The sequence below is a fragment of the Thermomonas sp. genome (genome assembly GCF_019104945.1).
Taxonomy (GTDB): Bacteria; Pseudomonadota; Gammaproteobacteria; order Xanthomonadales; family Xanthomonadaceae; genus Thermomonas.
In genome coordinates this window covers 1-22,881 of record NZ_JAHRWW010000038.1, presented here as the reverse complement: position 1 = coordinate 22,881, position 22,881 = coordinate 1, and the positions used below count along the sequence as shown (strand labels likewise).

Genomic DNA, 22,881 nt, shown 5'->3' with positions numbered 1-22,881 from the left:
TTAGCTTGGCTTTGTTATCAAGAATGGCTAATAGTTTTTCGCGTTCGGCGGCAAGGTCGTCCTGCTCGCCGCGAATTTTCATTTCTTCTAAGCGCGCTAGCTGCTTCAGCTTGGTGTCGAGAATGTAATCGGTTTGCTCTTCGCTGAGCTTAAAACGCGCCATCAGCACGTCTTTGGGCTCGTCTTCGCTGCGGATGATACGGATCACTTCATCCAGATTAAGGAAGGCGATCAACAAACCTTCGAGCAGGTGTAGACGGCGCTCCACTTTATCGAGGCGGTGCTTGAGACGGCGTGTGACCGTGGTTTGACGGAAGCTCAGCCACTCCGACAGCAGCATCTTTAGGTTTTTCACCTGCGGGCGGCCGTCTAAGCCGATTACGTTCATATTGACCCGGAAACTTTTTTCCAGATCCGTCGTGGCAAATAGATGCCCCATTAGTTGTTCTACATCGATCCGATTGCTGCGCGGAATAAGCACGATGCGGGTGGGGTTGGCATGGTCAGATTCGTCGCGGATGTCTTCCAGCCACGGCAGTTTTTTCGCCCGCATTTGCGTGGCGATCTGCTCGATAATTTTGCTGGGGCTTACTTGATGCGGTAGTTCGGTGATGACGATGTTCGACTGTTCTTTGACGAATACGCCGCGCGCGCGTACTGAGCCAAGGCCGGTTTCATACAGATTGAGCAAGTCGGATGGCGAGGTGATGATTTCAGCTGCGGTGGGGTAGTCCGGGCCGCGCACGTGCTCGCACAGGTCGCGCACGCTGGCATCAGGGTCATCCAGTAGGCGCACGCAGGCACTGACGATCTCATTGAGATTGTGCGGCGGTACGTCGGTGGCCATGCCTACAGCAATGCCGGTGGTGCCATTGAGCAGTAGGTGGGGAAGACGGGCTGGCATCCATGTGGGTTCTTCCAGCGTGCCGTCGAAGTTCGGCGTCCAGTCGGTGGTGCCGTGGCCGAGCTCACCCAGCAGAACTTCGGCAATCGGCGAGAGCTTGGATTCGGTATAGCGCATCGCCGCGAACGATTTGGGATCGTCGCTGCTGCCGAAGTTGCCTTGGCCGTCGATTAGCGGGTAACGGTAGGAGAACGGCTGCGCCATCAATACCAGCGCTTCATAGCAAGCACTATCGCCGTGTGGGTGGTATTTACCGATCACATCGCCCACGGTGCGCGCGGATTTTTTGGGTTTGGCCGAAGCGGCAAGCCCCAGTTCGCTCATCGAATAAATAATGCGGCGCTGTACGGGCTTCAGGCCATCGCCGATGAAGGGCAGGGCGCGATCGAGCACCACATACATGGAATAGTCGAGGTAGGCGCGTTCGGCGTATTCGCGTAGCGGGATCTGCTCGAAGCCGTGGAAAGAGGAGCGGAAAATATCGTCAGTCATCCGCCCATTTTACGGGTAATACGGTTCAAGGCTGATAGCTTGCCTGCGGTTCCTGTATTTTTCCTGCGGGTTTGGCCTGAATTTTAGGGCGTAACCACGCGGCGAACTCGGTTTCGCTGAGGTTGCCTTCGGCGAGTTGCAGCATGGCGATGTATTTATCTTCATCGCTTGCGATAAATTCGCAATCATTGAGTGCAATAAATACGCGATAGCAAACGTGTGCGGTACGCTTGTTGCCGTCAATAAATGGGTGGTTGCGCGCAAGGCCATATGCCAGCGAGGCGGCAAGGTCGGCGAGGTCTGGCGGTGGTTCCCCATAGGCATGGCGCTGCTGTGGGCGCGCGAGTGCTGAATCGAGTAAGGCATCATCGCGCAGGCCGCCGCTACCGCCGTGTTCGGCTAGCTGGCGGTCGTGGATGGCTAGGGCTAGGGGTTTGCTGATCCAAACGATCATGGCTAGCCCCTATTGCGCAAGTTTGTGTAGAACGAGGCGGTCTTCGCGCATCACCTGCTCGGCCACTTCCATTTGCGCGGCAAGCTCGGGGTCATAGGCCGTCAGGCGAATGCCATCGGGTGTTTCCAACGCATACAGCGCGTCGCCTTTTTCCAAATGCAGCCGCGCCAGAAGCTCTTTGGGGAGAATGACGCCTGCAGAGTTGCCGACGGTGGTGATTTTGAGCTTCATGGCAAACCTAAAATACGTTGTTGTAACAAATGATGTAACTATATTCATTGTGGGGTGTCAAGGGTGTTCGCTGGTAAGCCGCAACTCGCATAAACTCCTGTTCATGCCCAACCCCGTCTTTTCCTGTGACGCCACTGCGCTAAAGCATTACTTGCCACTCCGGCAGCGCGATGCGCATAAAGGTATGCACGGCCACGTGCTGTGTATTGGTGGGGATCACGGCAGTGGCGGCGCGGTGATTTTGGCTGCACAGGCGGCGCTGCGCTGCGGTGCGGGCTTGGTGAGTGTGGCTACGCGCGGTGTGCATATTGCGCCGCTACTAGCACGCAGCCCCGAGGTGATGGCGCATGCGGTTGAAACAGTGAGCCAGCTAGACCCGCTACTCGCGCGCGCCAGCGTGGTTGCACTTGGCCCCGGGCTGGGGCAAGACGACTGGGGCAAAGCGCTGCTGACGCGGGTGCTGGAGGCAGAGCAGCCACGTGTATTCGACGCGGATGCGCTGAATCTGCTGGTCCAAGAAGGCAGGCGGCTACGCAGCAGTGACGTGATTACGCCGCATCCGGGAGAGGCCGCACGTTTACTTGGTTGTACAGTTTCAGACGTACAGAACGATCGCCTCTCTGCCGTGGAAGCGTTGCAGCAGCGCTGGGGAGCTGTTGTTGTTTTGAAGGGGGCCGGAACGCTGATAAAGCCGGTGAAAGGCGTGTCGATGCAGATTGCAGCGGGTAATCCAGGGATGGCGGTTGGCGGAATGGGAGATGTGCTTACTGGCTGCATTGCCGCATTGATTGGGCAAGGGCTATCGGTAAGCGATGCGGCTACGGCGGGTGCATTGCTGCATGCGGCGGCCGGAGATGCTGCTGCACAGGAAGGTGGTGAACGCGGGCTGCTTCCTTCCGATTTATTGCCGTGGTTGCGCAGATTAGCCAATCCAGTGCGACGATAGACGGATGGACACACTATTTTTAGAAGACGCTAACGCAACAGAAGCACTGGCGGCGCAGCTGGCGGTCGCGCTGCCTGAGCGCGTCATCGTGTACTTACACGGTGACCTTGGTGCCGGGAAATCCACACTCGCGCGCGCCCTGCTGCGCGCCTTGGGCGTGACCGGCACGATCCGCAGCCCCACCTATACCTTGGTGGAGCAGTACGTGCTGCCGCAGGGCGGGCTGGCCTTGCATTTGGATCTGTATCGTATTGGCAATGCTGGGGAGCTTGAGTTTCTAGGCCTAGACCCGGCAGAGGCGCGGCTGTGGTTGGTGGAATGGCCCGAGCGCGGGCAGGGCGCGTTACCGCAAGTCGATTTAAACATCCATTTGGCTGTTGCCGGGCTGGGGCGAAGTTGCGAACTGCAAGCCGAGACTGAGGCCGGGCGTGCGTGGCTGAAACAGGCAATTCAGGGTGCGGTTGCAGCAAAGTCTTCCTGAATTATCCAAGAAAGTGGTGCAGGTTACGGATTATTCAGGAAAAAATACTTGCGCTTATTGAAAACCGGTGGTTAACTCCGCGGTATGCGCACCTCGGGGAATCGCTACGGCCTGTCGTTGTCCATCGCGTTGGCGATGGCTGTATTGCCGTGCTTTGGGGCGGATGCTGCGGAAATTAAACAGCTACTGATCGAAACCAGCGCCACCGGAACGCGTGCCGAGCTGCGGCTAGACAAACCGGGGAGCTATAAGCTGATTCCCCTCAAGAACCCGGAACGGCTGGTGGTGGATTTCCCAGAAAGCCATCTGGCACGTGGTTTGGCGCTGCCTAAAGCCGCGGGTGTGGTGAAATCGGTACGTACCGGGCAACCGGTCGCAGGAACAGTGCGGGTGGTGTTTGATTTGGCCACGCAGGTGAAGGCCATTCCGACGGAAATCGAAACCCATGCCACGGGTTATACGCTGGTGCTGGAATGGCCGGGCGATGGGCAGCCGGTCACGCGCGTGACACCCGTGGAGGCGGCACCGCAGCCAGCTGCTGCCGCTGTAGTGGATCCAATGCTGGCGCTTGTCGAGCGTGCAGAGTCGGTTAAAGTGTCCGCGGCAACGCCGCCGGTTGCTGTGCCTACGCCCCCAATGGAAGAGGCCGAAGCGCCCATTGTGTTACCCAAGATGGACATGCGCGCAGGCGTTCGTCCCTTGGTTGTGGCCATTGATGCCGGACACGGCGGGCAAGACCCGGGCGCACGCGGTAAAAATGGTACGCGCGAAAAAGACGTGACGCTGGCGATTGCGCGAGAGCTTGCGCGGCAAGTCAATGCAACGCCGGGCTTGAAGGCTTTTTTGACCCGCGACAGCGATATGTTCATTCCGCTTGAGCACCGCGCCCGTAAAGCCAGTGCCAATAAGGCGGATATCTTTCTCTCGATCCACGCCGATGCTGCGGAAAACCGCAGTGCGCGCGGGTCTTCGGTTTATATTTTATCCACCAGAGGCGCCTCTTCGCAGCGCGCCCGCTGGCTGGCCGATAAAGAAAACGCGGCAGACGTGATCGGCGGCGAACGCGTGCGCGTTTCCGACAATACGCTGACCAATGTGCTGCTTGACCTTACCCAAAGCGGCAATATGAAAGCCTCGGAAGACGCAGCGTCGCATGTGTTGGGTGGGCTGAAGCGCGTGGGCAATAACCATAAGCCGGATATCGAACGCGCCAATTTCGCGGTACTGCGCACCTCCGACAAAATGCCAGCGATGCTGGTGGAAACGGCCTTCATTTCCAACCCGGATGAAGAAAAACGGCTAGCCGATCCTGACTTCCAAAAAACGCTGGCGCGTGCGATTTTAGATGGCGTAGATCGCTATTTTGCACGTCAGCCGCCGCCAGGAACGTTGTACGCAGCACGTGCGCAAGCCGCGAATGCAACAGCGAGCAGCGGAAAATCGGCAGCGATCGGCGGAAGCCGCTAAGCCCAGTTAGAATTGACGGGTGAGCATTCGTCAACTTCCCGATACCCTGATCAACCAAATTGCCGCAGGCGAAGTCGTTGAACGACCGGCCTCTGTGGTGAAAGAGTTGGTAGAAAACGCGCTGGACGCCGGGGCCAAGCGTATTGATATTGATCTTGAAGAAGGCGGTGTACGCCTAATTCGCATTCGTGACGATGGCGGTGGCATCGCCCCCGAAGAACTGCCGCTGGCGGTGTCGCGCCATGCCACCAGCAAGATCGCGTCCATTGATGATCTTGAAGCCGTGGCCACGCTGGGCTTTCGCGGCGAAGCGCTGCCATCTGTTGCATCGGTAAGCCGGTTTCGCTTGGTATCGCGCAGGCACGATGCCGAACACGGCGCCGAGCTGCGCATCGAGGGTGGGAAAGCCTCGGAAGTAGTGCCACACGCGCATCCATTCGGTACAACGATTGAAGTGCGCGACCTGTTTTTCAATGTGCCTGCGCGGCGTAAGTTTTTGCGCGCAGAGCGCACCGAGCTTTCGCACATCGAAGAGTGGCTGCGCACACTCGCCTTGGCGCGCCCAGACGTTGAACTACGAGTCACCCATAACGGCAAACCTTCGCGGCGCTGGAAAGGCGAAGGTGATTTGTTGTCGGAAGTACGCTTGCATGAAGCGCTGGGTGAAGAGTTTGCGCGCAACGCGATGCGCGTGGATCACACCGGTGCAGGGATGCATTTAAGCGGCTGGATCGCCCAGCCCGCCTATAACCGCGCCAGCACCGATCAGCAGTATTTGTATGTCAACGGCCGTAGTGTGCGTGATCGCAATGTCGCCCATGCGGTGCGACAAGCCTATAGCGACGTGCTCTACAACGGGCGACACCCGGCCTATGTTTTATTTCTGGAACTCGACCCGCGCGGTGTGGATGTGAACGTGCATCCTGCAAAGCACGAAGTGCGTTTTCGCGAGTCGCGGCTGGTGCACGATTTTGTCTATCGCGCACTGCAGCAGGCCCTTGCTGAAACACGCGCGGGCGCGGTGGCTACGCCAACGCCGCCGATGCACAGCATGCCCGCGGCAGTGGCGCAGGCGGCTTTCGCACCACGCCAAGAGACAATGGGTTTACGCGTTGCCGATGCGCCTTCTGCTTATGCGGCACTGTATGCACAGCGCCCAGTAAGCGCCTCGCAGCCCATACCATTTGCACCGCCGCCCGCCGCGATGCCTGCAGAGCGCGAAGACGGCATGCCGCCGCTGGGTTTTGCTGTAGCGCAGCTGCACGGCATTTATATTTTGGCGGAAAATGTCGATGGCCTGATTGTGGTGGACATGCACGCCGCGCATGAACGCATCGGCTATGAGAAATTGAAAGCAGCGCACGATGGGGCAGGCTTACGCACTCAGCCGCTTTTGGTGCCTACCAGCTTGGCGGTGTCCGAGCGCGAAGCCGACATTGCCGAGCGCGAGACGCAGACATTGGCCGAGCTTGGGTTTGAGGTACAGCGTAGCGGCCCGCAGTCGCTGTTATTGCGCAGTGTTCCAGCGCTACTCGCGCACGGTAATGTGGAAGCGTTGCTGCGTGACGTACTCACCGATCTGCGCGAACACGGCAGCACGCGACGGGTGGCAGAAACACGCGATGAGCTTTTAGCCACAATGGCCTGTCACGGTGCGGTGCGCGCTAACCGGAGGCTATCGGTTCCTGAAATGAACGCCCTGCTGCGTGAGATGGAAGCCACCGAGCGCTCAGGGCAATGCAATCACGGGCGTCCCACATGGACGCGGTTTACATTAGCGGAGATGGATAAATGGTTTTTACGCGGACGCTGAGGGGAGCGTTGGTGGGTTTGAGTTTGTTAGCGGCACTGACCGCCTGCCAGCGTGATACCGAAATGAGTGCAGAGGCAAAAGCCGCACAGGCAAGGGCCGAAGCGGCGTTTTTGCAGGATCAGCAGGCTTGGCGCAAGCAGCGGGTAGAAGCGCTGACGCAGCCGGATGGGTGGACAAGTTTGATCGGGCTGCATTGGTTAGATAACGGCGTGCGCCGCGTGGGAAGCGGCCGCGATAATGGCATTCAACTGATGCAAGGGCCGGCGCATTTGGGCCTGTTTACGGTAAAAAAAGATCGGGTGAGTTTTACTGCGGACACGGCGCTGACCTTAGACGGCCAACCCGCACGCGGTGGTGTACTGCGGAGTGATGCCGACCCAATGGGGGCCAGCGTCATTGCTTTTGATGAAGGCAAAGGCCTTGCGGTTGTCATTAAACGCGGCGGCCGTTTGGCGCTGCGTGTACGTCATGCCGATGCCGAGAGCCGTCTGCGCTTCACCGGGCTTAATTACTGGCCGGGTGGGCGTGACTGGCAAATGCCGGCACGCTTTATCGCGCATCCGCCAGGCACTACATTGCCTATCGTCAATATCATTGGCGTGACAGACAATGTGCCGAATCCTGGCAAGGTGGAGTTTCAGCGCGATGGCAAGCTCTATCATTTGGAAGCACTGGATGAAGGGGGCGCAACGCTGCTCTTGGTCTTTGCCGACCGCACCAGTGGCCACGGCAGTTATGGTGCAGGGCGTTTCTTAGACGTTCCAAAGCCCGATACAAAAGGGCATTTGCGCATTGATTTCAACCAAGCCTATAACCCGCCGTGTGCATTTACGCCGTTCGCGACTTGCCCGCTGCCACCGCCAGAAAACCGCCTTGATCTGCGCGTAGAAGCGGGAGAAAAGGATTACATCAAACCAACGAAGGAATCGTGATGAAGCGCCAGTGGATTGCTCTTACTTTGTGTGCCTTATGGGGCTTTGCGGCCTGTGCTAGTCCTTTATCAGCAGCGTCCGATGAGGCAGCAAAGCCGCTGCTGTGGAAGGTGTCTGATGCGGATAATTCAGTGTATTTGTTAGGCTCGTTTCATTTACTCAAGCAGGAAGATTACCCGCTGCCAGCAGAGCTTGATCGCGCCTTTAACGACAGTAAAACACTGATGTTTGAAGTTGACCCTGCCGCACTTACCTCGCCAGAAACGCAGGCGTCGATGCAGAAATACATGGCGTATGAAGACGGAAAAACACTGAGTACGGTTTTACCAAAGGACACATTGAACAAGCTCAATACGTTGCTTTCAGCAGGCGGTGGGTCTTTGCAAGCAGTTGAGCACAGCGAGCCTTGGGCGGTGAATTTAAGCTTGGTATTGAGCGTGACGCAGGCGATGGGCTTTAGGCCAGAGTTGGGCGTAGATCAATATTTTATGCGGCGTGCAGCCGAGGCGGGAAAGCCCGCGACTGGGCTTGAAACAATCGACGACCAAATGCGGGCAATGGACAGTGTGCCCTACGCCGAGCAGGCGCAGGGGATGGAAGAATTTCTCAATGATCCGCAAAAATCGATCCGGCAATTGCAGGAGCTGCATGGTTGGTGGCGTGCGGGGAACGTAGAGAAGTTGGATGAACAGATGCGTGCCGAGATGGCGCGTAAAACGCCAGAGAGTTACCGCTTATTGGATGTGGAGCGTAACAATAGCTGGCTTCCGCAAGTTGAGAAGCGGCTTGTGGATGAGAAGAAAGACAATACGTTGATTATTGTCGGTGCGCTGCATCTATTGGGGAGCGACGGTTTGGTGGAACAGCTGCGCGCCAAGGGCTATACCGTTGAGCGCGTTTGCGATGCCTGCGCAGTGAACTAAGGCTACGGTGCTGGCACCATGATGATGCAGTCCACCGGGCAAGCTGGAACGCAGAGTTCGCAGCCGGTGCACGGGTCATCTAACACGGTGTGCATGAATTTAGGGCCGCCAATAATGGCGTCCACCGGGCAGGCCTGAATGCATTTGGTGCAGCCGATGCAGTCGTCTTCAATAATGAGGGCGACTTGATAGGGTTTGTGTTCGCCGCGACTGCGGTCATACGGTACGGGGGTAACACCAAGTACGGTAGCGAGTGCGCGGGCTCCTGCGTCGCCTCCGGGAGGGCAGCGATCTGGCCCGGCTTCGCCGTTTGCCATGGCCTTCGCATACGGGCGGCAGCCCACATAGCCGCATTGCCCGCATTGTGTTTGCGGGAGGATGCGGTCGAGGCGTTCAATCAGATCAGATGTATTAACGGGTGCCATGCTGGTGGTTGTATCACGTAGCGACATGGCTACATCCACTTCCGTTCATGTCCTCCGATGCTGCCTGCGGCAGCATCTCCTCCTTGACTTCGCTGCAGTGGATGCAGCCATGCCGCAATGCGGTGTTCAAGTTTAGCGTACCGGCATGCCGGGTTGGGCTGCGCTATCGGCATCGAGCAGGGCAAGCGCGCCGCTGTCGAAACCGGCGGAGAGAATCATGCCTTCGCTCAGGCCAAAGCGCATTTTGCGTGGAGCAAGGTTGGCGATGAAGACGACTTTACGGCCTACCAGTTTTTCTGGTTCGGCATAGCTTGCGCGGATGCCGGAGAAGATTTGGCGTTGGCCTAAGTCACCAGCGTCTAGCAGGAAGCGCAGCAATTTGTCGGAGCCGTCCACAAAGCCGCATTCCAGCACTTTGCCGATGCGCAGGTCGAGCTTGGCGAAGTCGTCGATGTTGATAAATGCATCTGCTGCCGCAGGGGCTGGAGCGTCGGTTTTCTTTTCCGGCTTGCCTGCCTTCGCTGCCGTGGGGGCTGGCGTTGCCAAGGTGTCTTTGGAAGCATTGACCATAGCTTCGACGTGTTTCGGGTCGATGCGAGTGAACACCGCCGCATAGGGCGCGATAGTGTGGGCCAGCAGTGGGGCTTTAACACTGTCCCAGCCGGTGACAGGCGCGTTGAGGAAGGTTTCGATCTGCGCGCAGGTGGCCGGTAGCACGGGTTTGAGTGCAGTGGCCAGTACGCGGAATAGGTTGAGGCCTTGTGTGCAGACGCTTTGCAGTTGCGCGTCGGCGCCGTCTTGCTTGGCGATCACCCAAGGTTTGTGTTCGTCGATGTATTTGTTGGCTTCATCGGCCAGTGCCATCGTGAGGCGCAGCGCGGTGGCAGCTTCGTTGCGCTCGTAGGCATCTGCAATAGCGGGAAGCGCAGCAACAAAGCGCTCATACATTGCTGCATCGGGTAGCGCATCTGCCAACTTTCCAGCAAAACGCTTTTCGATAAACCCGGCGCAGCGGCTGGCGAGGTTGACGAATTTGCCGACGATGTCGCTGTTCACGCGCGCAACGAAGTCGGAAAGGTTGAGATCCACATCGTCCACGCCACCGGAGGTTTTGCCGGCGAAGTAGTAGCGCAGTGCTTCGGGATGCAGGCCGTTGTCCAAGAAGGTACGCGCCATGATGAACGTGCCGCGCGACTTGCTCATCTTCGCGCCGTCTACGGTGAGGTAACCGTTGACGTGTAGGCGGGTGGGGGCGCGCAAGCCAGCGCCATGCAGTACTGCAGGCCAGAATAGGCCGTGGAAGTTGACGATGTCTTTGCCGATGAAGTGGTGCAGCTCGGCGCTTGAGTCGGCGCGCAAGAAGCTGGCGTAATCCACGCCGGTTTTACCGCAGTAGTTTTTGAAGCTGGACAAATAGCCAATTGGTGCGTCTAGCCACACATAAAAATACTTACCGGGTGCGCCGGGAATTTCAAAGCCAAAATACGGTGCGTCACGCGAGATATCCCAAGCGCGTAGGCCACCTTCGGCATCAAGCCATTCCATTAGCTTGGCTTTGACACCCGGCAGGGCGGTGTCACCCGCAAGCCACTGGCGCAGGAAATCGGCAAACTGCCCGGCTTCAAAAAAGAAATGCTCAGAATCGCGGATTTCCGGCGTTGCACCGGACACCACAGACTTCGGTTCGATTAAATCGGTGGGGCTATACGTTGCGCCGCAGACTTCGCAGTTATCGCCGTATTGATCGGGCGTTTTACAGTTTGGGCAGGTGCCTTTGACGTAGCGGTCGGGCAGGAACATGCCTTTGCTGGGGTCATAGAGCTGAGCCACGCTGCAGCGGGTGATGTGGCCGTTGGCTTCCAGTGCGGCGTAAATTTCTTCGGTGATTGCGCGGTTGGTGGCGGAGTTGGTGGAGTCGTAGTGGTCGAACGCCACACCGAATGCGGCGAAGTCGCGCTCGTGGCTTTCCTGGATATTGGCGATAAAGGCTTCTGGCGTGACGCCTGCCTTCTCCGCCGCCAGCATGATCGGCGTGCCGTGGGTGTCGTCTGCGCACACATAATGCACCGTATCGCCGCGCATGCGTCGCGCCCGCACCCAGATATCGGCTTGGATATAGCCAACCAAATGGCCAAGATGCAGCGGGCCGTTGGCGTAGGGCAGGGCATTGGTAACGAGCGCAGAGCGTGACATGGGCAATTGAAGTAAGGGGGTAAGAGGGTCGATTATCGCATGCGGCCGCACACTGGGCGGGCTTGGTCGTTTGTCACTTCATCTTTGGCAAAAATTCCGGTAGAAGTGGATCAACCCATCCAAGGAGTGTCCGAATGTCCGTTCTCCGCCTGCGGTTGCTCTCTGCGCTCATCACGCCCTTACTGTTCGCCGCTCCCATCGCGCAAGCGCAAGCGCCCGATTCGGATGTTGCAGCGGCAAAAGACATGCTTAAGCACGCGGTCGCGTTTCGTACCGAGCAAGGCCAAGTGCCACAGCTGGCGCGCTATCTGGCCGACAAACTAGAGGCGGGTGGGTTTGCATCTTCGGATATTGAGATCATCCCCATCGCCAATACCGCCGCGCTCACTGTGCGCTATCGTGGGCGTGGTGAGGCCAAGCCGATTTTGATTTCAGGCCACATTGATGCGGTGGCGGCGAATCCAGAAGATTGGACGCGCGACCCGTTCACGCTGATCGAAGAAAACGGCTATCTCTACGGGCGCGGCGTGGCGGATATGAAAACCGCAGCGGTGGTGCTGGTGCAGACGTTCATCCGGCTCAAGCGCGAGGGTTTTGTTCCCAATGGCGACCTGATAATGCTGTTTTCAGGCGATGAAGAAACTGATATGGCCACTACGCGCGAGCTGGCCAAACGCTACCACGACGCGCGTTTTCTGCTGAACGCCGATGCCGGTGGCGGTACGCTGGATCCCAGTGGTAAGCCGGTGATGTATAACGTGCAGACGGCGGAAAAAGCCTATGCTGATTTTCGCATTACATTTACTTCGGCAGGCGGCCACTCCAGTGCGCCGAATGTGCCGGATAACGCGATCTATCGGCTGGCGCGTGCGATCGACCGAGTTGCTGCGTATCAGTTCCCCACACAAATTAGCCCAACCACACGCGCCTCATTGCGGAGCATGGGGCAGCGTCTGCAAAGCCCGCTGGGCAAAGCGCTGATGCACTATGCCGAACACCCCGAGGATGCCGAAGCCGCTGCCATCATCAGCGCTGACCCGGCCTACGTGGGGCAAATTCGCACAACCTGTATCGCCACCATGTTGCATGGCGGGCATGCCCTCAACGCATTGCCGCAGCGCGCTTCGGTGGACGTGAACTGCCGTATTTTCCCCGGTACACCGGTTGAGAGCGTGCGCGACATGCTGGTGAAGGTTGTGGACGATACCAGCGCACACTTTGAAACATTGCCGCCACCGCCGGTGGAAAGCCCAGAATCACCGCTGCGCAACGATGTAATGGAGCGCGTTGCCGCAGCCATCCACGCACGCTTTCCGGGCGTTGATGTGGTGCCGGGGATGTCGGCGGGGGCCACCGATAGCATGCATTTCCGCACATTGGGTGTAGATAGTTACGGCGTGAGCGGTGAGTTTGCCAAAGACAACGACAGCTTTGCACATGGCTTGAATGAAAAGCTGCCCGCGGCGGAAGTGCCTGCCACGTTGGACTATTGGCATCGGCTGTTGATGTCATTGGCGAAGTGATTTAAATCACAAATGCTGGAAAGGTAGGGTGTGTTGCTGCAATAGGTTGTCTTTCAACGCCATAACGCATAAAAAAGCCGCCGATCGTGAGATCGGCGGCTTTGACGCGACTATCCTTATCCGAGAATCAGAACGTCTTGGTGAAGTTTAAGAAGAACGACCGCCCCAGATAATCATAGCTGCTGGACAATGGGGAGTTGCCGATAACGCTGGTGGCGCCCGTCGAGACAATCGGAGGATTCTTGTCGGCAATATTGCGTACGCCACCGGTGACCGACCACTTGTCGCCCGAGTAACGCACTGAGATGCTGTGCAAGAAGTAGTCGTCAATCTCCATCAGATAATTCGGGCGGTAATCAACACCGTTATAGTTCATGTAGAAAGCGTAGTCGCTAACCGCACCCACCCAGTCTAGGCCGTAACGAAATAGCCAGTTGCGGACGTTGTAGGAGAGATCGAGGTTGCCAGTGAAATCCGGGCTACCAATTGTTCCGTTGCTGTCGCGGTATGGTGCGGTTGACAGGCTTTGATAGCCCTGTTCCAAGAAATGTGACACTTGTGCGGTAGCACGGAAGGAACCCGGGCCGATGTCGCGCACATAACGTGTGGTGAAATCCCAGCCACGAACGACACTGCTGGTCACGTTAATGTAGCCGGTGGTGACGGTAAGCGAGTTATTGGCCGCACGCTCCACCAAGCCGCAGTAACCACTACCAGCTTGGAACTCGGATGTACTCTGCGCATAGCATAGTCCCAGAACACTACCGCCAGACAGCAGTGAGACACCGTTATTAACTTTGATGTCGTAATAGTCGGCAGCAAACGACAAGTCGCCAAAGGTTTCCGGGAATTCCGGCTGCAGTACGATACCTGCGGTGGTCGCTGTGGAGGTTTCGGCGAACAGCCCAGTCTCTGCGCCCCCCTTCGTGAATACACGTACGCTTGTGTTTGCTGTGTAGTTGTTTGGCAAGTTCAAGCTTTGGCAGTTCAGGTAGCGGTTACTTGTCTTGTCCGTCATCTGCGCCCATTCGTTGCATGGGTCGTTGGTGCTACCGATAAAGCCACTAGTTGCACCTAGATGCTGCTCAAACAATGCTGGTGCACGGAACGAGGTGCCGTGTGACGCACGAATCGATAGCCAGCTCACTGGGGTGTACAGCAGCCCCATCTTGTAAGTGGTGTCGTTTCCGTAGGACTTGTAGTCGGTGTAACGACCCGACAAGTTGACGCTAAGTTCTTGCGCCCCCGTAATGCCCGACAGCAGTGGTAGTTCAATTTCTGCATAGACTTCATTCACCTCGTCGCTACCGCGAGTTGGGGCGGACGAGGTGAAGCCGTACAGGTTGTTATTAATGGAGTTGATATCTGGGGTGTCATTGATGCTAGCGCGGCGATGCTCAAAGCCGAACGCGCCGTATGCAGTCCCATGCCACATGTCAAACAGTGAGCCATTCAGGTTCAAGCTGAAGGTGGTTTCCTCGTACTTCGTGTTGCCGTGGGTCCACTGCATGATGTAGTCGCGATAGGCTTGGGGCAAGTTGCCGGCGATTACGTCAGCAGTGAGTACCGGTGCGGCGACGCAGCCTTCTGCGCGAGCTGCTGCATCGGCGCAGATGAATCCACCCGAGCCATCTGCAACGACGTTGAAGGCCTTTGCAATGCGATCGGTTAACCGATTCTGTGTCATGTAGTCGGCATCAGAATTTGCATGGCTCAAGTAAAAGTCATAGTCCCAGCTACTTGAACCGATGTGGCCGCGCAAGCCCGCGGTGGCACGGTAGAAGTCCACTTCTTGTTTATTACGGTAGATACCCCAGCCGACGAAAGCGCGAGCGGCAATTACTTGGCCGTTCGTTGAGCCGTCAGCTGGAGCAGCTGCAAAATTTTTCAAGAACGAGTACTGCCCCAGAAGAGGGCTGTTGTTAGCGTAGTCGATGGTGTGTTGCAGGTAACCCGACTGATTAGATTTGCGACGGTGTGTTAGCAGTTCGAAGTAGAGCTCGGCATCACCTAAAGCGTGCAAATCTTTGCCGCCTTGCAGGAATCCGGTGAAGTTAGTGGTAGGTGATACTAGGTGAGCGTCTTTCATTTCCGGTGCGAAGGTCGTGCGCGTATTGAGATCAACACCTTCAAAGCCAGCAAAGCCGGTGGTGACACTCGAATTGGGACGCCAACGGTTGAAATAGTCTTGGGGGTAGAAGGGCATGTTTGCCCAATCATCTGCATAGAAAGAGGCGTAGTAACCCTTGCTGCCGGCTCCTGGCACGCCGAGACGGTAGGCTGTACCTAATGTGTTGATTGTCACGCCACCCGCATCCAAGCTCCAGCACTTCGGTTCGCCGGTTGTAGGATCAATGAAGTCATCCGCACCATAGCTGCCGTCGGCTTTGCGGCCAAGTAGCGGCACTGGACAATCACTAGCCCAGCCGCGCTGCCCCAATGTCATCGATGTGCGTTTGAACATCTCGAGGGAGCCACTTACTCGCCAGTCATCACCAGTTTTGCCAGCCATGATCGAAAAACGACCCTCGTTGGCACCGCCGTGTTGGGTAGAGTTTTGTTGAAACTCCATGGTTACGCCATCAACCTTCGGCCGGGTGATGATGTTGACTACACCTGCCACAGCATCTGATCCATAGATCGACGAAGCGCCGTCTTTCAATACCTCCACGTGGTCAACCATGATGTTCGGAAGAACGTTCAAGTCGGCAGAACCCACTGCGCCACGCGAACCAGCCGGAGAGACTCGGCGGCCATTCAACAACAGCAGGGTTCGTGTTGCGCCGAGGCCGCGCAGAGACAGGGTGTTTACGCCGGGACCACCGTTTACGACGTAGCCGCCGTAGGAGTTGTTGATCTGCTCACTGCCTCCGGTGACAGCCGTACTTTGCAGCACAGCGGCTGTAGAGTTAAAACCAGCAATGGTGGTCTCGTCGCGGCTGATGACTTGCACCGGTGAAACTGAATTGAAGGTGTCTTTAGCGATGCGGGAACCGGTTACAACGATTGCATCAAGCGTTTCGACATTTTTTTTCTTGGCGGCTTCCGAAGACTCGTCTTTTGACTTGTCCTGGGGCACATCAGCACTCTGGGCGAAGGCAGCGCCTGCCGGTAAGAGCATTACAGCAGCAAGTGCAAGTGCGAGTGGTGCGCGGTTAAGGTGTGTTTGGTAGCGATTGGACATAGTTCCCCTTCGAAGATCTTGACAGTATTGGCTTAGGTGAATCGTCTCGAGCATACTGAACTAATGAAGTATTAACAAGTGACTAATGCATGAATTGAGGATGAATATTTTTCTCACGCATTCATGTCCTGTGAAGGTGGTCGAAAAGTGTCAAGACTGTTGAAGTTCTGGCTAGAATGGGCAGCATGAGTGCATCTATGACTGACAAGCTGCTTGTTCAAAGCGAGGTTAAATCTATATCTCAGGGGCTTTCGCATGGCGTGGCGTTGTTGCAAGGGGGGCGAGTCGATGAGGCTGTTGAGTTTGGAGAGTCGCTTGCGGCGCTGTATCCAGAAGAGGCGCGCGTTCACGCTTTTGTGGCCGAGGCTTACAACGCCCGCGGGTGTTTTGATGTCGCGCTGAATTGGATCGACAAGGCAATCCTTCAGGATGAAAATTTGCAGCACAAGCTGAAGAAGGCGTGGCTTCTATCGCGCGCATATCGGCGGGATGAAGTGTCAGCGTTGATAGAAGAGGTTGTAGCCAGCGCCAATGTAGATGGCCGTGTTCTGTGGCAAGCGGGTAAGCTTTACTATCATCACAATCAGCTGCCTCAAGCCATTGATTGCTATGAACGAGCGCTCGCAGTCGGTGGAGAACATCCGGGTTGGCTCTATGACTTGGGCCTTGCACTTTTCTACAGCGGTAATTATGTGCGTGCAGAAGAGTGTTTGGATCGTGTTCTAACCACAGCACCGCATGCTGGCTCTGTCCATTACTTACGCTCCACTCTGCGTAAGCAAACGCGCGATAGTAATCATGTTGCTGAGCTCGAGAGCAGGCTGCGGATGGGTGTAAAGCGTGACGAAGATGAGGCAGGCATGCTGTATGCGTTGGCTAAGGAGCTGGAAGACTTAGGCGACTACGACAAGGCATTTGCAGTCCTACAAGCTGGGGCAAGTAAGAAGCGTGGCGCGATCCGGTACGACGCACAGAAAGCCATTAATTCGCTGAGGGAAATTCAATCGCATACTCATGCGCAGAACCTAGCGAACGCAGTAAGTGGGCACGAGGGGGCTGGTGCGATCTTTATTGTTGGTATGCCGCGTACTGGCACGACCCTAACAGAGCGTATCTTGCTCCAGTCTGGTAACGTTCGAAATGCGGGTGAGTTATCGGATTTTGATGCTTTGCTGACACGCGCCATGTTGGAGGAGCGTGAAAAGGATCCCGCACTGTCACCGACGGAAGCAGCACTCAGAGTTGATTTTGAAGTGCTGGGGCGCAAATACATGCGTGGCGCGCGTCAAATGGTTGGTGGGAGTTCGATGTTCATCGACAAGATGCCAGTAAACTATCTTTACTGTGGCATGATTCACAAAGCTTTACCTGATGCGAGGATTGTCCACCTCGTTCGCGATCCGCTAGATACGTGTTACGCCATTTATAAAACGTTGTTCTTTGATGCATACGAATTTTCGTATGACCAAGACGAGTTGGCGGAGTACTACATCGCTTATCGACGATTGATGCAGCATTGGCACGAAACTATGCCCGGTGTAATTTTGGATGTCTCTTACGAAAGCCTTGTTACCGATACCGAAGCCCAAGCTCGGCGTATCTATGCCTGGTGTGGATTGGAATGGACGCCGCGTGCACTAGAGACACCCGGTAAGAGCGATGTCTATGCAACTGCGAGCGCGGCGCAAGTGCGCGAGCCCGTACATTCACGGTCTGTCAATAGTTCGCGGCGGTATGAAAGAGAGCTTGCGCCGTTGGTGCGTAAGCTCACCGCTGCTGGGTTGCTGGAAATCGCATCGACAAGCAGTTGAGCTCTTTCCCTCTGCCTTGTAATTAATAAAAGGTGGATGAGTAGGGGAGGAAATCGTGGCCTTCGCTCGTAAAAGCGAAGGCCATATAACAACTGGAAGTTTGTGAATCCGGAGCTGCTATTAAGAGCAATTAGAGCCCGCTACCGCCACAACCTTTCAAAAGATAGTCTTCGATATAGCTCAATTGTTCGGCAAAAACCTTGCGTGTCCACGCAGGGCCGTGTGCGTAGTCGGCAATCTTGTGATAGATAACTGGTTTTCCGGCCTGCTTGGCTTTTTCAACAAACCAGTCCGATTGCTCTATTGGAACTGTCTGGTCGCGCTCACCGTGAAAGACCATGATCGGGATCTGGGTGTTTGCTGCTTCGTCCACCGGACTCACGCCTTTGACGGTAGGGGCCTGTGCTTGTCGGAAGAAAGGGTTTGTATAAAAGCGAGACCAGATACGGCGAATATCAGAAACTCCGGCTCCCGCAATAGCGCATTTGTAGGTTCCGGCGGGACGGATGGCGGCATCAAATGCTGCGTAGCCGCCATAAGAAAACCCAAAGATTGCGATTCTGTTCGGTTGAGCGATTTTTTGGTCGATTAGCCACTTGGCGCCATCGTCCTTGTCATCTTGCATTTTTTGGCCCCATTCTGCATCACCGGCCATCCATAGCTTGCGCCCCCATCCATCAGAGCCACGGTACTGAGGACGCAAAACTGCCATGCAGCGGGATGCCAACAATGGAACCCACATTGAGCTGTCGAAATCCATCGTGTCGCGCGCCCAAGGGCCGCCGTGTGGATGCACGACTGCAGGCCAAGGGCCGGGGCCACAAAGCTCTTCGTTTGGTTTAGTCAAAAATGCTGGGATATCTAAACCATCTCTAGCCTTGTAGTAGACGAGGTTGGTGTCACCGAGTGCACGTGGATCGATATCCGGGTAGCTCTTGGCAAGCAAGGTCAGCGAGCCGTTGCGAAATAGGTAGTACTCGGTAGGTATTGAGGCGCCATCCACGCTAATAATTAGAGTGGATAGGTCGGGCGTGTAGCCTGTAATCCGGTAGTCTTTTGCAGTTGGATAATCAATTTGGGCCGACTTCCCTGAACTGGGGTCGACAAGGTTTAGCTTGTTATTCACAATGCCGAGCGCTTGCTTCAACCCAGCATCAAGCGAACGCATCGCGGATGAGGTCCAGTCGATTTCATCGCCTCGTGGTCCGCGATAGCCGATTCCGAGTAATTTGCCGAATTCATTACCGGCTGACCGGTAGGGGTTTATCAATACACGGCTAGCATCGAAGACACGGTGTTGGTATAGAGCTTCTTTGCGTGTCTTGGCAGCGATGTCGTATTCGTAGATAGCAGACTTGTCCTCGCCTACATTGCTTAGAATGAATGCAATATTCGGATCAGTGCTGAAGCCAATGATTTCGGTGCGATCGCGATCTTTTACGTATGAGCGGAAGTGTTCTTCCCATGCGCCGGTTTGTATGTTCCGGAATTCAGCGGCGATATAGGCGCCAGTACTATCGATATTTTGCTGCAAGCGCGCACGCAGCGCGCCATCTAGATCTGTGATGTATCCAGCAACACGCCCTTCTGTCATTTGGATGCGTTCGGACGAAAAGTCACGAAGGTCGACACGGAATACGTCACCAGAATTGCTACCCACGTTATTGACTACGAGGATGTGGTGCGGGTCGTTGGGTAAACGGTCTAGAACTGTGGGATTAGTGAGTGATTGCATCAACTCTTGAGCGCGACTGGTGGCGCGAGCCTGAGTGATCGGCTCGTTCCAACTCTTGCCTTGGAGGTCTGTGATCATCAGCTTCGAAACGAAGGTCTTGGTCAGTCGATCCATTCTTAAGTCGTAGGGCTGCCAGAAATTTACAGCTAGACGATCGTTTTTGATGAAAGAGACGCCGGTAATTTTCATGCGCTCAGCGCCGATCAGGGTCGGAGGCTGATCGAGAGCATCTGTCTTCCATACCGCGATAGTCCGATCCTCACCCACCCCACGCAATGCAGCGATGTGCTTGCCGTCAGGCGAGAGCGAGAATCCAGAGAACGCTGGATAGGCGGCTAATTGTTCAATAGTTGGGCGTTTCGGTGCGGTTGCTTCCACATCCATTACTGCGAGCGACACGCACGCAGCTAGGAACAACAAAACTTGTCTCATTGATACAACCATCCTGTAGTTGGTGTCTTGACGAAGGATACATGTGTAGATAAGAGTGTAAAAGTCATCCAACGACAACAAAGCAAAACGGCCCGATTTCGGGCCGTTTTGACGTGCAAAGTAGCGTGTTTTAATCCACGCGCACCCACGTGGCCGTTTTGCAGATAAACGCCACGCAGCCTTTGATTTCCAGCTTCTTGCCGCCGTCGATCAGCTTCATCGACTTGGCGTTGAAGTTGCGGTCCTCAGACGGCTTATAACCGTTACCGCCGCCCCAAGAGCCGTCGGCGTTGGCTTTTAGGTTCCACAGGGTGACGATGCCCACATACGGCTTGCCCTTGTATTGCCCGCTGCACTCTTCGCACGTAGCCGACATGCCCAAGTTCTCGGTGATCTTGGCCGCCAGCGTGCCGTTCTTGGCCTCGTAGATTTCAGAAATCGTCATCGCCTTGCCGGTCTTGTCGTCCAGCGTTTTCCACTTACCCACCGGCGAGGCGTGGTGTTGGGCGGAAACGGCAAATGACAATGAAGCAAGCGCAGCGGTTAACAGCAGTGTACGCATGAAATCTCCCTCCCAAGGAGTAGCGGAGCGCGGCGCGCCCATGCTGGGTTTATACCGACATTCGACCGGGTATGGAATAGGCGGCCGGGGTCAGGCGTCATTTGATGGCATGTGAAACAGTGCTTCAGAATCGTTCGTTAAAATAAAGACGTCTCCCCCCGCTTTGTGATGTCATGCCCCGTCTCCCCTCCCACGCCGTTCAAGGCGAGCTCAAGCCGCTTCCCAATGCCCATAACGTCATTGCCGTAGGTTCCGGCAAGGGGGGGGTGGGGAAGTCCACGGTTGCGGTTAATTTGGCGCTGGCGCTGGCCGCAGAGGGGCTGAAGATCGGGCTTTTGGATGCTGATATTTATGGCCCCAGCGTGCCCACGATGCTGGGCTTGTCGGGTAAGCCGGATAGCCCCGACGGTAAGAGCATCGAGCCAATGCGGGCGTTTGGCATTGAAACGATGTCCATTGGCTTTTTGGTGGGCGATGACACGCCAATGATCTGGCGCGGGCCGATGGTGACGCAGGCGTTGACCCAGCTACTGCGCGATACCCGCTGGGGCGATTTAGACGTGCTGGTGGTTGATCTGCCGCCGGGCACTGGCGATATTCAGCTGACCATGGCTCAGCGCATTCCGGTGGCAGGCGCGGTGGTGGTATCTACGCCACAGGAAGTGGCCACGATGGATGCGCGTAAGGCGCTGAAGATGTTTGAGAAGGTGGAGATTTCGGTGTTGGGGCTGGTGGAGAACATGGCCGCGCACGTATGCAGCAACTGCGGCCATGTGGAGCATATTTTTGGCGAAGGTGGTGCGCAGTGGATGTCGGAAAAGTACGGCGTGCCGGTGCTGGGTTCACTGCCTCTGGAGGCTGATATTCGCGAGCAGGGCGACGCAGGCGCACCTATTGTGGTGGCCAAGCCCGATTCTGCCGCCGCGCAGGCGTTTCGTGCCACGGCGCGCGCCGTGTTAGAGCAGCTCAAAGCACGGCCCAAAGTGCGTACCGGCATTATGGCGTCGCTGATGGGGGGCTAAGCCGTACGCGTGCTCTTGAACGTTCAATTCCCGTAGAATCTAGGGTTCTGTATTGGGAAGACCTGCATGAGCATCAAAAGCGACCGTTGGATCCGCCGCATGGCCGAACAGCACGGCATGATTGAGCCGTATGAGGCTGGCCAGGTAAAACAGGCAAACGGCGAGCGCATCGTGAGCTACGGTACGTCGAGCTACGGTTATGACGTGCGCTGTGCGCGCGAGTTCAAGGTGTTCACCAATATCAATTCCACCATTGTGGATCCTAAGCACTTCGACCCGAAGAGCTTTGTCGATATCGTGGGCGATGAATGCATCATCCCGCCCAATTCGTTTGCGCTGGCACGTACGGTGGAATACTTCCGCATCCCACGCGATACACTGGTGGTGTGTCTCGGCAAGAGCACCTATGCACGCTGCGGGATTATCGTGAACGTGACCCCGCTGGAACCTGAGTGGGAAGGGCATGTAACGCTGGAGTTTTCCAATACCACGCCGCTGCCTGCCCGCATCTACGCCGGTGAAGGCGTGGCGCAGATGCTGTTCTTCCAGTCCGATGCCGATGATGTGTGCGAGACCTCGTACCGCGACCGTGGTGGCAAGTATCAGGGCCAGACCGGTGTGACCCTGCCGCGTACTTAAGCGGCGCGGTCAGTGCTCTGCGCCTGCAGCGATGCTGGCGTCGTGCTGTGTGGTAAGCGCGGTTTCAATCGCGATACGCAGCCCCTTTTTAATTGTGCTGGCGGCAAGGCTGGGCGCGCCGGGGTGGTGGGCCGCCTGCTTGGGGGAAAATGGGATGTGGATGAACCCGGCACGGGCGCTGCATGTACCTTTGAGTGCGTGCATGGCGCCATAGAACACGTGATTGCAGACATAGGTACCTGCGGTTTGTGAGATTTCGGCGGGAATGCCCGCATGGCGCAGTGCCAGTAGCATGGCTTTGATGGGCAGCGTGGTGAAGTAGGCGGCGGGGCCATCGGGAATAATTGGTGCGTCGATAGGCTGCTGTCCGGCGTTATCGGCAATGCGGGCGTCGTCGATGTTGATGGCGACACGCTCAAGTGAAAGCTGTGCACGCCCACCGGCTTGCCCAACGCAAAGCACCAGCGCAGGGGTGCATTGACTAATAGCTTGCCGCAAGGCGCGCAGCGAGGTGTGAAACTCTACCGGCAGACACAGTGTTTCGATGCGGTGTTTGGCAATCTCTAGCCCCTGTAGGCTGCGCACCGCTTCCCAGCTGGGGTTGCTGCGTTCCCCGCCGAAGGGCTCAAAGCCGGTGACTAAAACAGTTAATGGGGTTTGTTTCGGCATTGGGGCACGCTAACGAAAGATAAGAACGTACATCAAAATAAGA

18 protein-coding genes and 1 pseudogene are annotated in these 22,881 nt (G+C 56.4%); 10 read left to right on the top strand and 9 right to left on the bottom strand.

What is annotated here, in order from left to right; genetic code table 11:
- The 3 genes from parC to KUL77_RS09505 form a co-directional block, all read right to left on the bottom strand.
- Positions 1–1,396 (bottom strand): DNA topoisomerase IV subunit A (gene parC, locus KUL77_RS09515; protein ID WP_297146257.1); only part of this gene is annotated, 1,396 nt, incomplete at its 3' end.
- Between the two features lie 25 nt (positions 1,397–1,421).
- Entirely contained in the window at positions 1,422–1,850 is a 429-nt protein-coding gene (locus tag KUL77_RS09510; RefSeq protein ID WP_297146254.1) for a type II toxin-antitoxin system death-on-curing family toxin, read from the bottom strand.
- 9 nt (positions 1,851–1,859) lie between these two features.
- Positions 1,860–2,081, bottom strand: coding sequence for an AbrB/MazE/SpoVT family DNA-binding domain-containing protein (locus KUL77_RS09505; RefSeq protein ID WP_297146251.1), 222 nt, complete (start codon positions 2,079–2,081; stop codon positions 1,860–1,862).
- 139 nt (positions 2,082–2,220) lie between these two features.
- Here KUL77_RS09505 and KUL77_RS09500 point away from each other — a divergent pair.
- The 6 genes and pseudogenes from KUL77_RS09500 to KUL77_RS09475 all read left to right on the top strand — a co-directional run.
- Positions 2,221–3,027, top strand: a pseudogene (locus KUL77_RS09500) (NAD(P)H-hydrate dehydratase); the annotation flags it as partial.
- Between the two features lie 4 nt (positions 3,028–3,031).
- Positions 3,032–3,508 (top strand): tRNA (adenosine(37)-N6)-threonylcarbamoyltransferase complex ATPase subunit type 1 TsaE, encoded by a 477-nt coding sequence (gene tsaE / locus KUL77_RS09495; RefSeq protein ID WP_297146249.1) that lies wholly within the window; start codon positions 3,032–3,034, stop codon positions 3,506–3,508.
- A 135-nt stretch (positions 3,509–3,643) separates the two neighbouring features.
- Positions 3,644–4,975: an N-acetylmuramoyl-L-alanine amidase gene (locus tag KUL77_RS09490; RefSeq protein ID WP_297146260.1), complete on the top strand. Its 1,332-nt coding sequence runs from the start codon at positions 3,644–3,646 to the stop codon at positions 4,973–4,975.
- A 19-nt stretch (positions 4,976–4,994) separates the two neighbouring features.
- Positions 4,995–6,788 carry a DNA mismatch repair endonuclease MutL gene (gene mutL / locus KUL77_RS09485; protein WP_297146246.1) on the top strand — a complete coding sequence of 598 codons (1,794 nt, stop codon included), beginning with the start codon at positions 4,995–4,997 and terminating at the stop codon, positions 6,786–6,788.
- Positions 6,767–7,720, top strand: coding sequence for a DUF1684 domain-containing protein (locus tag KUL77_RS09480; protein WP_297146244.1), 954 nt, complete (start codon positions 6,767–6,769; stop codon positions 7,718–7,720). Before mutL ends, KUL77_RS09480 begins: the two co-directional genes overlap by 22 nt.
- Complete coding sequence (locus KUL77_RS09475) at positions 7,720–8,643, top strand: TraB/GumN family protein (RefSeq protein ID WP_297146241.1); 924 nt, start codon at positions 7,720–7,722, stop codon at positions 8,641–8,643. Before KUL77_RS09480 ends, KUL77_RS09475 begins: the two co-directional genes overlap by 1 nt.
- A gap of 2 nt (positions 8,644–8,645) precedes the next feature.
- Here the strand turns inward: KUL77_RS09475 and rnfB are convergent, their stop codons facing one another.
- Entirely contained in the window at positions 8,646–9,095 is a 450-nt protein-coding gene (rnfB, locus tag KUL77_RS09470) for an Rnf electron transport complex subunit RnfB (RefSeq protein ID WP_297146238.1), read from the bottom strand.
- 105 nt (positions 9,096–9,200) lie between these two features.
- Positions 9,201–11,261, bottom strand: coding sequence for a methionine--tRNA ligase (gene metG / locus KUL77_RS09465; RefSeq protein WP_297146236.1), 2,061 nt, complete (start codon positions 11,259–11,261; stop codon positions 9,201–9,203).
- A gap of 134 nt (positions 11,262–11,395) precedes the next feature.
- On the opposite strand from metG, the gene KUL77_RS09460 reads away from it, so the two are divergent.
- Complete coding sequence (locus KUL77_RS09460; RefSeq protein ID WP_297146234.1) at positions 11,396–12,784, top strand: M20/M25/M40 family metallo-hydrolase; 1,389 nt, start codon at positions 11,396–11,398, stop codon at positions 12,782–12,784.
- Between the two features lie 127 nt (positions 12,785–12,911).
- Here KUL77_RS09460 and KUL77_RS09455 read toward each other — a convergent pair whose 3' ends face one another.
- Positions 12,912–15,968, bottom strand: a complete 3,057-nt coding sequence (locus KUL77_RS09455) for a TonB-dependent receptor (RefSeq protein WP_297146231.1) — start codon at positions 15,966–15,968, stop codon at positions 12,912–12,914.
- Positions 15,969–16,165: 197 nt separating this feature from the next.
- Here KUL77_RS09455 and KUL77_RS09450 point away from each other — a divergent pair, with 197 nt between their 5' ends.
- A complete protein-coding gene (locus KUL77_RS09450) occupies positions 16,166–17,779 on the top strand; it encodes a tetratricopeptide repeat-containing sulfotransferase family protein (RefSeq protein WP_297146230.1) in 1,614 nt (537 codons plus the stop codon).
- Between the two features lie 130 nt (positions 17,780–17,909).
- Here the strand turns inward: KUL77_RS09450 and KUL77_RS09445 are convergent, their stop codons facing one another.
- Together KUL77_RS09445 and KUL77_RS09440 are read right to left on the bottom strand one after the other, a co-directional pair.
- Entirely contained in the window at positions 17,910–19,898 is a 1,989-nt protein-coding gene (locus tag KUL77_RS09445) for a prolyl oligopeptidase family serine peptidase (protein WP_297146228.1), read from the bottom strand.
- A 178-nt stretch (positions 19,899–20,076) separates the two neighbouring features.
- Positions 20,077–20,508, bottom strand: coding sequence for a DUF2147 domain-containing protein (locus KUL77_RS09440; RefSeq protein WP_297146226.1), 432 nt, complete (start codon positions 20,506–20,508; stop codon positions 20,077–20,079).
- Positions 20,509–20,681: 173 nt separating this feature from the next.
- Between KUL77_RS09440 and apbC the strand changes: the two genes are divergently transcribed.
- The gene (gene apbC, locus KUL77_RS09435) at positions 20,682–21,530 is read left to right on the top strand and encodes an iron-sulfur cluster carrier protein ApbC (protein WP_297146224.1); all 849 of its coding nucleotides are present in this window, start codon (positions 20,682–20,684) and stop codon (positions 21,528–21,530) included.
- Positions 21,531–21,596: 66 nt separating this feature from the next.
- Positions 21,597–22,169 (top strand): dCTP deaminase, encoded by a 573-nt coding sequence (gene dcd, locus KUL77_RS09430; protein ID WP_297146221.1) that lies wholly within the window; start codon positions 21,597–21,599, stop codon positions 22,167–22,169.
- Between the two features lie 9 nt (positions 22,170–22,178).
- Here the strand turns inward: dcd and pcp are convergent, their stop codons facing one another.
- Entirely contained in the window at positions 22,179–22,838 is a 660-nt protein-coding gene (gene pcp / locus KUL77_RS09425) for a pyroglutamyl-peptidase I (RefSeq protein WP_297146219.1), read from the bottom strand.
- Positions 22,839–22,881 lie beyond the last annotated feature (43 nt).

Excerpts from the sequence above, each read along its gene's own strand:
- KUL77_RS09510 (WP_297146254.1), bottom strand. The coding sequence starts at position 1,850 with ATGATCGTTTGGATCAGCAAACCCCTAGCCCTAGCCATCCACGACCGC.
- KUL77_RS09505 (WP_297146251.1), bottom strand. The coding sequence starts at position 2,081 with ATGAAGCTCAAAATCACCACCGTCGGCAACTCTGCAGGCGTCATTCTC.
- tsaE (WP_297146249.1), top strand. The coding sequence starts at position 3,032 with ATGGACACACTATTTTTAGAAGACGCTAACGCAACAGAAGCACTGGCG.
- KUL77_RS09490 (WP_297146260.1), top strand. The coding sequence starts at position 3,644 with ATGGCTGTATTGCCGTGCTTTGGGGCGGATGCTGCGGAAATTAAACAG.
- KUL77_RS09480 (WP_297146244.1), top strand. The coding sequence starts at position 6,767 with ATGGTTTTTACGCGGACGCTGAGGGGAGCGTTGGTGGGTTTGAGTTTG.
- KUL77_RS09475 (WP_297146241.1), top strand. The coding sequence starts at position 7,720 with ATGAAGCGCCAGTGGATTGCTCTTACTTTGTGTGCCTTATGGGGCTTT.
- rnfB (WP_297146238.1), bottom strand. The coding sequence starts at position 9,095 with ATGTCGCTACGTGATACAACCACCAGCATGGCACCCGTTAATACATCT.
- metG (WP_297146236.1), bottom strand. The coding sequence starts at position 11,261 with ATGTCACGCTCTGCGCTCGTTACCAATGCCCTGCCCTACGCCAACGGC.
- KUL77_RS09460 (WP_297146234.1), top strand. The coding sequence starts at position 11,396 with ATGTCCGTTCTCCGCCTGCGGTTGCTCTCTGCGCTCATCACGCCCTTA.
- KUL77_RS09455 (WP_297146231.1), bottom strand. The coding sequence starts at position 15,968 with ATGTCCAATCGCTACCAAACACACCTTAACCGCGCACCACTCGCACTT.
- KUL77_RS09450 (WP_297146230.1), top strand. The coding sequence starts at position 16,166 with ATGACTGACAAGCTGCTTGTTCAAAGCGAGGTTAAATCTATATCTCAG.
- KUL77_RS09445 (WP_297146228.1), bottom strand. The coding sequence starts at position 19,898 with ATGGATGTGGAAGCAACCGCACCGAAACGCCCAACTATTGAACAATTA.
- KUL77_RS09440 (WP_297146226.1), bottom strand. The coding sequence starts at position 20,508 with ATGCGTACACTGCTGTTAACCGCTGCGCTTGCTTCATTGTCATTTGCC.
- apbC (WP_297146224.1), top strand. The coding sequence starts at position 20,682 with ATGCCCCGTCTCCCCTCCCACGCCGTTCAAGGCGAGCTCAAGCCGCTT.
- dcd (WP_297146221.1), top strand. The coding sequence starts at position 21,597 with ATGAGCATCAAAAGCGACCGTTGGATCCGCCGCATGGCCGAACAGCAC.
- pcp (WP_297146219.1), bottom strand. The coding sequence starts at position 22,838 with ATGCCGAAACAAACCCCATTAACTGTTTTAGTCACCGGCTTTGAGCCC.